The 12,696-nt window shown below is 61.6% G+C and carries 10 protein-coding genes and 8 tRNA genes; 15 read left to right on the top strand and 3 right to left on the bottom strand.

What is annotated here, in order from left to right; translation table 11 throughout:
- Positions 1–83: 83 nt before the first annotated feature.
- From apbC to JaAD80_RS09445, 3 genes are all read left to right on the top strand, one after another.
- Positions 84–1,172, top strand: a complete 1,089-nt coding sequence (gene apbC / locus JaAD80_RS09455; RefSeq protein ID WP_034758315.1) for an iron-sulfur cluster carrier protein ApbC — start codon at positions 84–86, stop codon at positions 1,170–1,172.
- Between the two features lie 154 nt (positions 1,173–1,326).
- The gene (locus tag JaAD80_RS09450; RefSeq protein WP_102293936.1) at positions 1,327–1,734 is read left to right on the top strand and encodes a DUF4399 domain-containing protein; all 408 of its coding nucleotides are present in this window, start codon (positions 1,327–1,329) and stop codon (positions 1,732–1,734) included.
- Positions 1,735–1,912: 178 nt separating this feature from the next.
- Positions 1,913–3,598, top strand: a complete 1,686-nt coding sequence (locus JaAD80_RS09445) for an alkaline phosphatase family protein (protein ID WP_102293935.1) — start codon at positions 1,913–1,915, stop codon at positions 3,596–3,598.
- 316 nt (positions 3,599–3,914) lie between these two features.
- On the opposite strand, the gene JaAD80_RS09440 is transcribed toward JaAD80_RS09445, so the two are convergent.
- A complete protein-coding gene (locus JaAD80_RS09440) occupies positions 3,915–5,372 on the bottom strand; it encodes a phospholipase D family protein (RefSeq protein WP_258002892.1) in 1,458 nt (485 codons plus the stop codon).
- Between the two features lie 191 nt (positions 5,373–5,563).
- Positions 5,564–6,808, bottom strand: a complete 1,245-nt coding sequence (gene lysA, locus JaAD80_RS09435; RefSeq protein ID WP_102293934.1) for a diaminopimelate decarboxylase — start codon at positions 6,806–6,808, stop codon at positions 5,564–5,566.
- Positions 6,809–6,955: 147 nt separating this feature from the next.
- On the opposite strand from lysA, the gene JaAD80_RS09430 reads away from it, so the two are divergent.
- The 7 genes from JaAD80_RS09430 to JaAD80_RS09400 all read left to right on the top strand — a co-directional run bounded on the left by JaAD80_RS09430 (position 6,956) and on the right by JaAD80_RS09400 (position 10,245).
- Positions 6,956–7,867 (top strand): LysR family transcriptional regulator, encoded by a 912-nt coding sequence (locus tag JaAD80_RS09430; RefSeq protein ID WP_102294025.1) that lies wholly within the window; start codon positions 6,956–6,958, stop codon positions 7,865–7,867.
- Between the two features lie 154 nt (positions 7,868–8,021).
- Positions 8,022–9,428 carry a glutamate--tRNA ligase gene (gltX, locus tag JaAD80_RS09425; protein ID WP_102293933.1) on the top strand — a complete coding sequence of 469 codons (1,407 nt, stop codon included), beginning with the start codon at positions 8,022–8,024 and terminating at the stop codon, positions 9,426–9,428.
- Positions 9,429–9,564: 136 nt separating this feature from the next.
- Positions 9,565–9,640 (top strand) — tRNA-Ala (locus tag JaAD80_RS09420).
- A gap of 67 nt (positions 9,641–9,707) precedes the next feature.
- Positions 9,708–9,783 (top strand) — tRNA-Glu (locus tag JaAD80_RS09415).
- 134 nt (positions 9,784–9,917) lie between these two features.
- Positions 9,918–9,993: transfer RNA gene (locus tag JaAD80_RS09410), tRNA-Ala, on the top strand.
- 50 nt (positions 9,994–10,043) lie between these two features.
- Positions 10,044–10,119 (top strand) — tRNA-Glu (locus JaAD80_RS09405).
- A gap of 50 nt (positions 10,120–10,169) precedes the next feature.
- Positions 10,170–10,245 (top strand) — tRNA-Ala (locus tag JaAD80_RS09400).
- Positions 10,246–10,649: 404 nt separating this feature from the next.
- Here JaAD80_RS09400 and JaAD80_RS30620 read toward each other — a convergent pair.
- Positions 10,650–10,838, bottom strand: coding sequence for a hypothetical protein (locus JaAD80_RS30620; protein WP_180979363.1), 189 nt, complete (start codon positions 10,836–10,838; stop codon positions 10,650–10,652).
- A 16-nt stretch (positions 10,839–10,854) separates the two neighbouring features.
- Between JaAD80_RS30620 and JaAD80_RS09395 the strand changes: the two genes are divergently transcribed.
- From JaAD80_RS09395 to JaAD80_RS09375, 5 genes are all read left to right on the top strand, one after another.
- The gene (locus JaAD80_RS09395) at positions 10,855–11,910 is read left to right on the top strand and encodes a DUF5694 domain-containing protein (RefSeq protein ID WP_258002891.1); all 1,056 of its coding nucleotides are present in this window, start codon (positions 10,855–10,857) and stop codon (positions 11,908–11,910) included.
- 184 nt (positions 11,911–12,094) lie between these two features.
- Positions 12,095–12,170: transfer RNA gene (locus JaAD80_RS09390), tRNA-Glu, on the top strand.
- Between the two features lie 124 nt (positions 12,171–12,294).
- Positions 12,295–12,370, top strand: a tRNA-Glu gene (locus JaAD80_RS09385).
- Between the two features lie 64 nt (positions 12,371–12,434).
- Positions 12,435–12,510: transfer RNA gene (locus JaAD80_RS09380), tRNA-Glu, on the top strand.
- A 64-nt stretch (positions 12,511–12,574) separates the two neighbouring features.
- Positions 12,575–12,696 (top strand): diguanylate cyclase domain-containing protein (locus JaAD80_RS09375; protein WP_146012328.1); only part of this gene is annotated, 122 nt, incomplete at its 3' end.

Below are 12,696 nucleotides of genomic sequence, written 5' to 3'. Positions count from 1 at the left end.
GCCGGGCCGGCAAGTAGTGCTTTTGTCTCCATCGCGCCATGCAAATTTACGCTAGACTGCGCGTATTGCATACGGAGATTGTCATGAGCATCACAGTAGAAGACGTCAAGGCCGCACTGGCCCAGGTTATTGATCCAAATACACATAAAGATTTCGTTTCCAGTAAAACCGTCAAGAATCTGAAGGTCGATGGCGATGATATTTCGCTCGATATCGAGCTTGGCTATCCGGCGAAAAGCCAGATCGACCTGATCCGCAAATCCGTGCTGGCCGCGCTGCGCGTGCTGCCGGGCGTGGGCAATGTCAGCGTTGGCGTGTCGTCGAAGATCATTTCGCACACGGTGCAGCGCGGCTTGAAGCCGATGAGCAACGTGAAAAACATCATTGCCGTCGCTTCCGGCAAGGGCGGCGTGGGCAAATCGACGACGGCCGTCAACCTGGCCCTGGCCTTGGCGGCCGAAGGCGCCACCGTCGGCATGCTGGACGCCGACATCTATGGCCCGTCGCAGCCGATGATGCTGGGCATCAGCGGTCAGCCGAAGACCCTCGATGGCAAGAGTATGGAGCCGATGGAAAACCACGGCCTGCAAGTGTCGTCGATCGGCTTCATGATCGATCCGGACGAGCCGATGGTGTGGCGCGGCCCGATGGTTACCCAAGCCCTGCAGCAGTTGCTGGACCAGACCAACTGGCGCGACCTCGATTACCTGATCGTCGACATGCCGCCAGGCACGGGCGACATCCAGCTGACCCTGTCGCAAAAAGTGCCTGTCACGGGCGCCGTCATCGTCACGACGCCGCAGGACATTGCCCTGCTGGACGCGCGCAAGGGCTTGAAAATGTTCGAGAAAGTCGGCATTCCTATCCTCGGCGTGGTGGAAAACATGAGCACGCACATCTGCTCGAACTGCGGCCATGCGGAAGAAATCTTCGGCGCCGGCGGCGGCGCGAAGATGTGCGCGGACTTTGGCGTGGAATTCCTCGGCGCCTTGCCGCTGACCATGGCGATTCGCCAGCAGACGGATTCGGGCACGCCGACCGTCGTGGCCGAGCCGGAAGGCCCTGTCGCCGTGATCTACAAGCAGATCGCCCGCACCATCGCCATCAAGGTGGCGGAAAAGGCGAAGGACATGACGAGCAAGTTCCCGAGCATCGTGATCAAGAACGATTGATGATCGGCCATGGGGTCAGACCCACCGGGGGAGTGCATCCCAATGGGATGCGCTCCGATCGCGAAGCGACTGACCCCAGCAGCACCCCGGCGCCATGGTCGCCAGGAATATGGTTTCATGCAGTCCGTGTTGTTATTAAACAAGAGGAGACATTATGCAATTGACTACCGTATTCCTGCGCCGGGCCGGCGTCGTGATTGCCGGCAGCCTGCTGGCCGCCAGCGCCTTTGCCCAGTCCGTGTCATTCGTCGAACCCCTTGACGGGGCCACGGTGAGCAGCCCGTTCAAGGTCAAATTCGCCGTCAAGGGCATGGATGTCAAGCCGGCCGGCGATATGACGGCCAAGACGGGCCACCATCATTTGCTGATCAACAAGGGCGCCATGAAGGCGGGCGAGATGATCCCGATGGACGATATGCACCTGCATTTCGGCAAGGGGCAGACGGAAACGGAAGTCAAGTTGCCGCCGGGCCAGTACACGCTGACCATGCAATTTGCCAATGGCGCCCATCAGTCGTACGGACCGGAATGGGCCAAAAGCATCCAGGTGACGGTCAAGTAGCCAGCAGCCAGTTTTGCAGCGCCTCGACAGGCCGGACTCCCAAGGGATTCCGGCCTTGTTTTTTTCATAGTGTTGCTTATTGTCATCATTGCGTCATATAGTCTGCGTATGCTGCCCGCTGGCCAGCATAGGGCTACCCGATAGCATCCCGATAATGTGTATTGATAAACGAGCGGATATGACGAAGAATTTCTCCCTTTCCCGGCAACTGGCGCAGGCGCTGCTGCTGGTGGCAAGCGTGGCGGCATGCCAGGCGCATGCGGCCAAGGCCGTTCCTGTGGCGTCGGCTGCCGTGGCGCAGCCCAAGCTGGTAGTCGTGCTGGTGGTCGACGGCTTGCCGCAAGAGCAGGTGACGCGCTACCGCGGCCAGTTTGTCCAGGGTGGCTTCCGCCGGCTGCTGGAGCAGGGCGCGTGGTTCAGCGATGCGCACCAGGCGCATGGCATCACCGTTACCGCCATCGGCCATTCGGCCGTGCTGTCGGGCGCCTACCCTTACCAGCATGGCGTGATCGGCAATAACTGGATCGATCCCGTCACGAAAAAATCCGTGTACTGCACCGAAGACGGCAATTTCCATTACATCGGCGAAGAAACGCAGCCAGACGACGGTACGGCGCCGACCAAGCTGCGCGTCAGCACCCTGGGCGACGAGCTGCGCTACTCGACGGGCAACCAGGCCAAGGTCGTGACGGTGTCGGGCAAGGACCGCGGCGCCATCCTGCTGGCCGGGAAAACCGGCACCGCCTATATGTACATGGAAAAGACGGGCAACTTCGCCAGCAGCACATACTATATGCAGCAGCACCCGCAATGGGTGCAGCGCTACCAGGCGGCCAGGCCGCAGGACCGCTATTACGGCAAGAGCTGGACGCCGCTGCTGGCAGATGGCGCCTACGCCAATGACGCGCGCGACGACATCGTTCCCGCCAAGGCGGGTACGCGCAACACCTTCCCGTTCGCCTACTACAGCGACAGCGGCAAGCTCGATGGCGAGTACTACAGCCGCCTGAAGTCCGGTCCCTTCCTCGACGAGCTGACCCTGGAATTCGCTCGTGCCGCCATCGATGGCGAAAACCTGGGCCGCAACCCGGCGGGCGTGCCCGATATCCTGGGCGTGAGCCTGTCCGCGCACGATTATGTGAACCATGCCTACGGTCCGGAAAGCAAGATGTCGCACGACCACCTGCAGCGCCTGGACCGCATGCTGGCCGGTTTCTTTGCCGACCTGGATAAAAAAGTCGGCATGGACAATGTGCTGGTGGTGCTGACGGCCGACCATGGCTTTGCCAATGTGCCGGAATTCGCCGAAACGCGCGGCTTCTCGGCCAAACGCATCGATGGCGCCAAACTGGTCGATGCGCTGAACCAGCACCTGGCGGCAAGCCTGGGTATCGACAAGCTGGTGACCACGTCATCGCTGCCGAACATTTACCTCGACTACGCGCTGGCGGAAAAGCGCGGCGTCAATCGCACGGCCCTGGAAGACGCGGCGGCCCGCTTCCTGCTGCAGCAGGACGGCCTGGCGCAAGTGTATACCCGCACGCAGATGGAGACGGGCGCCGTGGCCACGCGCATGGACACCTTGATGCGCCGCGCCTGGAACCGCCAGTTGTCGGGCGACCTGATGGTCGTCACAAAGCCGGCCTGGTACTTCGGCAAGGGTAGCGGCGGCACTTCGCACGGCACGCCGTACACCTATGACACCAACGTGCCGCTGATGGTCTTCGGCCCGCGCTGGATCAAGCCGGGCGCGTATGGCGAATACGCGGAAGTGGTCGACATCGCGCCGACCCTGGCCCACCTGCTGCGCATCCGCCAGCCGTCGGCGTCGGAAGGGCGCATTTTGACGGAAGCGGTGCGGTAAGCTTCCCGGCTTGTGGTGTTGTCGGCTTACGCGCTGCGCGCTAACCCGACCTACGAGGTTTGCGTGCCGGCAGCGCCACCAACACCACCGGCACTGTTTGCGCGTCGGTGCCGCCACCAATACGACCGTCCTTGGCCTGGCGAAGAGCGTAGGTCGGCTTAGCGGGGCAAGGCCCCGCGTGATCCGACAACAGTGTTGGCCCATCCTGTGATGCAGTCGGCTTACGCGCTGCGCGCTAAGCCGACCTGCGTTGGACTGGCGCCGCCATAGCGGGGCAAAGCCCTGCGTCATCCGATTACATCGCTGGCCAATCCGCTTACAGCAGCCAGTCGATCGGCAGCACCGACAAAATCGCCACGCCCATGCGCTTCCAGATGCTGGTGCCCGGCTCCGTGTCGTAGCGCGTGGTGCTGCCGTTGGCGTTGCGAGCGACCCAGTACAGCGAACCGTCCGCTGCCAGCATGACCTGGTAGGCGCGCTGCGGGATGGTGGTGCGCATGGCCTGGCCCAGCTGGCTGGCCAGCACCGGGCTGTCGATGACGAGGCCCATTTCCGTATTCAATTCGACGGAGCGGGGATCGAAGTTGAACGAGCCGACAAAGATGCGCCGGTCATCGACGGAAAAGGTCTTCGCGTGCAGGCTTGATGCGGAACTGCCGAAGCGTCCTGGCTGTTCGCGCGCGTCGCCCGCTTCCCACGAGCGGCGCGATTCATACAGCAGCACGCCTGCTTCGAGCAGCGGTTTTCGCCACTTCGCATAGCCGGCATGCACGGCCGCCACGTCGGTCGCTTCCAGCGCATTCGTCAGCACGCGCACGCCGACGCCCTTGTGCGCCAGGTCGGCAAAGGCCTGGGTGCCCGACTTGCCGGGCACGAAATACGGCGAAATCAGATCGAGTTCCTTTTCCGGCACCCCCAGCAGGTCTTGCAGGTTTTCCGCCACGCTGCTGCCGGGTTTTGCCTGGTTCAGCACCTTGGCCGGGTCGTCGCTGATCATGCGCGTGCGTGCCCATTCGAACGGCAGGGTGCGTTCCATCATCTGCCTGACGAAGGGCGTAGTGCGCAGTGCCTGCACATATTCTTCGGCTGCCTTGGTATCGTCGATGCGGTCCGCCTCGGCGGCGATGGTGGCCGCGTCGCCATCGACGGCCCTGGTCAGCAGCAGCTGCGCCGGATAGGCCGATGCGCTGTTCCAGTAGCGGTCGAATTCCTGCGAGACGTCGTTGACGACGGGGCCGACGGCCAGTACGTCAAGGTCGGCAAACAGCACATCGCCGGCCGCGCCGAAATATTCATCGCCCACATTGCGCCCGCCGACGATGGTGGCCTGGTTATCGGCCGTGAAGGATTTATTGTGCATGCGCCGGTTCAGGCGAGAAAAATCCGTGGCAAAGGCCAGTGCCCGCGGAGAGCGGGGGACGAAAGGGTTGAACAGGCGGATTTCGATATTCGCCTGCTTGCCCAGCATGCTCAGGGTCTGATCCAGGCCCGCCGTGTTGTTATCGTCGAGCAGCAGGCGCACGCGCACGCCCCGTTCCGCCGCCTGGCGCAGGGCGTCGAACAGCAGGGTGCCGGTAATATCCTTGTGCCAGATGTAGTACTGCACGTCCAGGCTGCGCTGGGCGGCGCCTGCCAGCAGTGCGCGCGCGGCAAACGCATCGCGCCCGTCGGCCAGCGGATAGATGCCGGACACGCCCGGATGCTGCGCCGCCAGTGGCGCGATGGCCAGACCCAGTTGCGTGTTGGCCGTATCGGTGATGACGCTGGACGCCACGCGCCCTCCAGCGAGGGCAGCGCGGCGCAGCCGGCAAGGACAAGGGAGAGCAGCAGTGGAAGCGCGAAGCTGGCGCTGCGGCGCAAGGTGAGGGTGGTGGCGGGCATGGCGGGCTTTCATCGAGTTGTGCCGATGGTAGCAGATGCGCATGCCCGCACGCGGGCGCGGATTGGAAACCGCCTGGTAACGGCTTAGAACTGTTCCAGGGCGATCAGCTCGGCCACAGTCTGGCGGCGGCGGATCAAGCGGGACTGCTCGCCATCGACCAGGTATTCGGCCGCATGCGGACGGCTGTTGTAGTTCGACGACATCGACGCGCCGTAGGCGCCGGCGCCTTCGAAGACCACGTAGTCGCCGACCTGCGCCGCAGGCAGCAGCCGTGTTTCGACCACGCCGCCATCGCGCTGGGTAAACACGTCGCCCGATTCGCACAGGGGGCCGCCGACCACGGTGGCGCATGCGGGGCTAGCGTCCAGAGCACGGCCATCATGTGCGATGACCGACATGGCGTGGTAGCTGCCGTACATGGCGGGGCGCATCAGTTCATTGAAGCCCGTGTCAAGCAAAGTGAAATGGTTGCCGCCCATTTGCTTGGTGGCGCGCACTTCGGCCACCAGCAGGCCGCTGTCGGCGACGAGGAAGCGGCCCGGTTCGATTTCCAGGTGCACGGGGTGGCCCAGGTGCGCCTCGATCTGCTTGCGCGCCGTATCCCACAGCTGGAAATAATGGTCCGTGTCGACGGGCTGTTCGCCTTCGCGGTAAGGCACCGACAGGCCGCCGCCCGTGGAAATGGCTTCGATATCGTGGCCCATGTTTTTCACCAGGTCGACCATGGTGCCGCAGACGGTTTCCAGGTGGCTGTAGTCGACGCCGGAGCCGATGTGCATGTGCAGGCCCACCAGGTGCAGGCCATGGGCGCGGATGACGGCCAGCGCTTCCGGCAGTTCTTCATGCCAGATGCCGTGCTTGCTGTTTTCGCCGCCCGTGTTGGTCTTGTTGCTGTGGCCGTGGCCATAGCCGGGATTGATGCGCAGCCAGACGCGGTGGCCGGGCGACACTGGTCCCAGCTGGCGTAGCATGTCGACGGAACCGCAATTGACTTCAATTTTTGCTGCCGCCACGCGCGCCAGGGTGGCGCGGTCGAACAGGTCGCAGGTGAAGACCACGCCGGCGGCGCCGTTGGTCTGCGCCGGCGTGAAGCCCGCCTGCAGCGCGCGTTCGATCTCGCCCAGCGACACGGCGTCCACGTGCACGCCCGCTTCGCGCATCAGGGTGAGCAAATGGATGTTCGAATTGGCCTTTTGCGCGAAACGCACGGTGTCGAACTGCGCCAACTGCTTGATGCGCGCACGGATGGTGGCCGCGTCGTAGACCCACAGCGGAGTGCCGTGTTCCTGGGCGAGTTGGGCGAGGGTGGCGTCTGGCACTGGCTTCATGGTGGTGGTCTTTGTCATGTTTAGGGTGGCGTCGGATTACGCGGGCTTTGCCCGCTCATCCGACCTGCGATGCTGACCATGATGCGGGTTTTCTTTGTAAACATAAAATATCCATTTAAGCTGACCTTATTCATTTATGATATGGACATGACTATCTCTTTGCGCCATATCGAAGTCTTCCGCGCCATCATGACGACGGGCAGCGTGACGGCCGCCGCCGCCATGCTGCATACTTCGCAGCCCACCGTCAGCCGCGAGTTGGCGCGCCTCGAGCATTTGACGGGCCTGACCCTGTTCGAGCGCGAGCGGGGGCGCTTGCGCCCGACGGCGCAGGCGCTGCAGCTGTTCGAGGAAGTGCAGCGCGCGTATTTTGGACTGGAACGCATAGTCAGCACGGCGACGGCTTTGCGCCAGTTCGACCAGGGGCAGCTGTCGATTGCCTGCCTGCCCGTGTTTTCGCAGTCGCTGCTGCCGCAGGCGTGCAAACTGTTCGTCGCCGATTTCCCCAAGGTGAGCATCAGCATCACGCCGCAGGAGTCGCCGCTGCTGGAAGAATGGCTGTCGGCGCAGCGCCATGACATCGGCCTGACGGAAGTGGGCAATGCGCCGCCGGGCACCGTGCTTGATACCTTGATGTCCGTCGATGAAGTGTGCGTGCTGCCGGACGGCCATGCGCTGGCGTCCAAGGCCGTGCTGCAACCGGAGGATTTCGCCGGCCAGCCTTTTATCAGCCTGGCCGCCGTCGACCCGTATCGCCAGCAGATCGACGCCATCTTCGCGCAGACCGGCGTGGAGCGGCGCATGGCGCTCGACACCCACAGCGCCGCCTCCGTCTGCGCCATGGTGCGCGAAGGCGTGGGCCTGGCCATCGTCAACCCGCTCACGGCCCTCGACTATGCGGGGCAGGGCTTGCAGATCCGCCGCTTCAGTGTGTCGCTGCCGTTTACCGTGAACCTGGTCAAGCCGTTGCACCGGCCCCTGTCGCAGCTGGTGGCCCTGTTCGAGCAGGCGCTGCATGCGCAGGCGGAAGAGGTGAAAAGGCGGCTGCTGGCACTATAAGACAAGCCCCTTGAAGGGCCGGGGTCAGACCCTCAGGGGAAATGGGACCCAGTGAGCCCCATTTCGATCACGAAGTGACTGACCCCGGGGTTTGCCTTAGGGATTTGCTTAGGTAGTAAAATGGCGTTTTACTTATTCAAGCCTGATTACTTCGATGACCACAACCGCCACTCCCGTCCGCACCCGTTTCGCTCCCAGCCCGACCGGCTACCTTCACCTTGGCGGCGCCCGCACCGCTTTGTACAGCTGGGCATTTGCCCGTCACTTCGGCGGCACCTTCGTGCTGCGCATTGAAGACACGGACGTGGAGCGTTCGACGCCGGAAGCGGTGCAAGCCATCATCGAAGGCATGCAGTGGCTGGGCCTGGACCACGACGAAGGCCCGTTCTACCAGATGCAGCGCATGGACCGCTACCGCGAAGTGGTGGCGCAGATGCTGGCCGAAGGCACCGCCTACCATTGCTACTCGTCGTCCGATGAAGTCGAAGCGATGCGCGAGCGCATGCGCGCCGCCGGCGAAAAGCCGCGCTATGACGGCACCTGGCGTCCGGAGCCGGGCAAGACCCTGCCAACCGTTCCTTCTGATCGCAAGCCTGTCGTGCGCTTCAAGAATCCGCTCGACGGCGACGTCAGCTGGGGCGATGTTGTCAAGGGCACCATTACGATTTCGAACCGCGAACTGGATGACCTGGTGATCGCGCGTCCGGACGGCACGCCAACCTATAACTTCTGCGTCGCCGTCGACGACTGGGATATGGGCATCACGCACGTGCTGCGCGGCGATGACCACGTCAACAACACGCCGCGCCAGATCAACATCCTGCGCGCCATCAACGCGCCGCTGCCGCTGTACGGCCACCTGCCGATGATCCTCGGTTCGGATGGCCAGAAGATGTCCAAGCGCCGCGATGCCGTCAGTGTCATGGATTACCCGGCGCAGGGCTTCCTGCCCGAGTCGATGCTGAACTACCTGGCGCGCCTGGGCTGGAGCCATGGCGACGATGAGGTGTTCTCGGTGGAGCAGTTCTGCGAGTGGTTCAACCTCGACCACCTGACCAAGTCGGCCGCGCAGTTCGACCTGGAAAAGCTCAAGTGGCTCAATAACCACTACATCAAGCAGGCCGACAATACGCGCCTGGCCGACCTGGCTAGAGCGCAGATGCTGGCAGCTGGCGCCGTCTTCGAAGGCGCGCCGGACCTGGCGCTGGTGCTGGACATGATGAAAGAGCGCGCGAACACCGTCAACGAACTGGCTGCCGCTTCGATGCTGTTCTTCCGCGAGCCTCAGCCGGAAGCCGATCTGGTGGCGCAGCACATCACGGACGCGATCAAGCCCGTGCTGGCGCAGTTCGCCGAGCGCATCGCCACGGTGGAGTGGAGCAAGGAAGCAGTCGCCGCCATGATCAAGGAAGTGCTGGCCGCCAACACCATCAAGATGCCGCTGCTGGCCATGCCTTTGCGTTTGATCCTGACGGGGCAGCTGCAGACGCCGGCCATCGACCAGGTGGTGGTGGTATTTGGTCGCGAGACCGTGCTGGCGCGTCTGGCAAAGTGGCTCTAATCGCCGCGATTGAATACGCGTAGAAATCAGCGTAGAAACAGCGTGCGGAAACCCTCCCTATGAAAAGTTGCTCATAGACGAAAAAGGGTATTTGCAGAGTGAAACTTCTTTGCTATACTCTTGTTTCTGCACCAACGGGGGTATAGCTCAGCTGGGAGAGCGCTTGCATGGCATGCAAGAGGTCAGCGGTTCGATCCCGCTTACCTCCACCAGCAGCAAAATCGCAGTCAGGTTTTGTTAGTTGTTGAAGTGGTGCAGTTGTTGTTAGGTAGTTCCGCGGTCCCCATCGTCTAGAGGCCTAGGACATCACCCTTTCACGGTGAGTACAGGGGTTCGAATCCCCTTGGGGACGCCAGGTAGTTGTGGTATAGTAGTGGCAGTTGTTTGTACTGATTGTTGTAAGTTCAGGCCCGTAAAAAGCGGAATCTGGATGGAAAGCAAGTAGTGGAACAAAGTCGCCAAGTGCGGCTTTTATTATTTCTGCGCCCGGGGGGTATAGCTCAGCTGGGAGAGCGCTTGCATGGCATGCAAGAGGTCAGCGGTTCGATCCCGCTTACCTCCACCAACAGCGCAGGAGTAAAGTAGCAAACTGTAGAAGTAAAATGTAGTATCCAGGTCCCCATCGTCTAGAGGCCTAGGACATCACCCTTTCACGGTGAGTACAGGGGTTCGAATCCCCTTGGGGACGCCAGTTAAGTCTGGTGTTGTTGTAGTAAAGAAGTAGCAGTGTTTCTGCGCCCGGGGGGTATAGCTCAGCTGGGAGAGCGCTTGCATGGCATGCAAGAGGTCAGCGGTTCGATCCCGCTTACCTCCACCAACAGCGCAGAAATCACATGATAATCAAAGTCGCTTAGAGCGGCTTTTTTTTATTTCCGGATTGTTTTCCGCCATCCCCCTGGGGGAAATATGGCTAAGCTGTTAGCGCGCTTGCATGGCATGCAAGAGGTCAGCGGTTAGCTCCCGCATTACCTCCACCAACAGCGCAGAAATCACATGATAATCAAAGTCGCCTGGGGCGGCTTTTTTTATTTCAGGATTGTTTTCCGCCATACCCCTGGGGGAAATATGGCAAAGCTGTTAGCGCGCTTGCATGGCATGCAAGAGGTCAGTGCTTAGCTCCCGCATTACCTCCACCAACAGCGCAGAAATCAAATGATAATCAAAGTCGCCTGGAGCGGCTTTGTTTGCCATTCCTCGCTGCCTGCGCTCGGCGTATCCACATCATTTGCATTTCAGAATGCCATTTTTGCCGTTCATCGTTTTTGCGCGGACACCGGGATATTCAGTGCTTAAGATATCCATTGCTCGGACTGTGGCTGGCCAAGTTCGCGCACGCGTCTTTTTTATACCTGCCAGCACCATAAAATCACTGAACTCCGGAGGTGGAATGTCCCGTTTATTTGCCAGCATGTTGTGCGCCGCTTGTATGCATGTTCCCGCGTTCTCGGCGGAGGCGCCTGTCGCTCCTTTCGATCCCGCTGCCCGCAAGTTGCAAGCGGGGGGTATCAATGAAGTGATGGTGCTGGGCACGCCGCATTTGTCGCAGTTGCCGAAGTCGTTTGATGCCGCGCATCTGAGTGCATTGAATGCGCGCTTGCTGGAATGGAGGCCGGATGCCATCGCCATCGAGGCCGTGTCCGGCCCGCAGTGTGCGTACCTGCGCAGCTACCCGCAGCGCTATGCGGACACGATCAAGTCTTATTGCTGGGATCCGGCCGCGGCACGGGCGACGACGGGGCTGGATGTGATGGCGGCCACCGTGCAGGCCCAGCGCCTGCTGGCCGCGTGGCCTGCTTCGCCATCTGCCGCGCAGCGGCGCACGCTGGCATCGCTGTTCCTGGCTGGCGGCGAGCCGGCGTCCGCGCTGGTGCAGTGGCTGCGCCTGCCGGAAGCGGAGCGGCGCGCAGGTGACGGGCTCGATGCAGCGCTGGTGGCCGTGCTCAATGCCAGGCTGCAACGGCGCGGCGAGGATGTGCGGATCGCTGCCGTGGTGGCGGCGAAGAGCGGGCACGAGCGCGTGTATGCCATGGATGACCATACGGCCGATGCGCCTGCCGAAAATGAGGCGGACGAGAAGGCCTACGGCGAGGCGATCATGAAGGCGTGGGATAACCCGTTTGCGGCGCAGCGCAAGCGTATCAGCGATGCGCTGGAAGCGGCATCGACGACCCCGGCCGCCGTGCTGGCCATGTACCGCGCGCACAACGGGCCGGCCATGGCCGAGATGGCTTTCCGTGGCGATTTCGGTGCGGCGCTCGAGGAACCATCGCCCAGCCATTATGGCCGCAATTACGTGGCCTACTGGGAAACGCGCAATTTGCGCATGGCATCGAATATCCGCGAGGTGATGATGGCGCGCCCTGGCATGCGGGTGCTGGTGGTGGTGGGCGCGTCGCACAAGGCGTACCTGGAGGCGTATCTGCGGCAGATGCATGATGTGCGCATCGCCGGCACGGACGATCTGCTGCGCCAGGCCGACTGAGAGCCCGTGCCCTGGCTTTCTGCCATCTTCGCCCTCGCATGGAGCGGGGAATGCAATAAGATGGAAAATAAGAAGGCCGGCTGTTGATTTCGTGAATCGCTTCGTGTTAAACTTCGCGCACGCTTTTTTGAGGGGCTAAACAAAGCCTTCAACGAAGAGTCCGCTGAGAGTAAAACCAGCACAGGTCCCCATCGTCTAGAGGCCTAGGACATCACCCTTTCACGGTGAGTACAGGGGTTCGAATCCCCTTGGGGACGCCAGGATTTAGTTGTAAAGCAATATTGCAGTGCTGAATGGGCCTGACAAGTCAGGCTTTTTTTGTTTCTGCCATATTGCTGCGGTGCCGGGTCAGGATGCGAAGTAGTGCATTCAGGACAGATTTCTGTCCCCATCGTCTAGAGGCCTAGGACATCACCCTTTCACGGTGAGTACAGGGGTTCGAATCCCCTTGGGGACGCCAGATTCGTGTAGTAAAGCAAGTAACAGGTCGGGGTGCAGGGTAGCGCATCCAGGACAGATTTTCTGTCCCCATCGTCTAGAGGCCTAGGACATCACCCTTTCACGGTGAGTACAGGGGTTCGAATCCCCTTGGGGACGCCAGACCGGCTGAATCAGCCAACAACAAAGCCGCCTGGTAACAGCGCGGCTTTTTTGTTATGGCTCCATGTCCACCAGTTTCTGTATCGCCATCTATCCGGACGACGCCACCTCCGTCGAATCACTGCTGGGCGTGGCCGACACGGCCCTGTACGAAGCCAAGCGCGCCGGCAAGAACCGCTATTGCTG

The sequence above is a fragment of the Janthinobacterium sp. AD80 genome (assembly GCF_002878455.1).
GTDB lineage: Bacteria > Pseudomonadota > Gammaproteobacteria > Burkholderiales > Burkholderiaceae_D > Janthinobacterium.
This window is presented reverse-complemented; position numbering and strand designations above follow the sequence as displayed.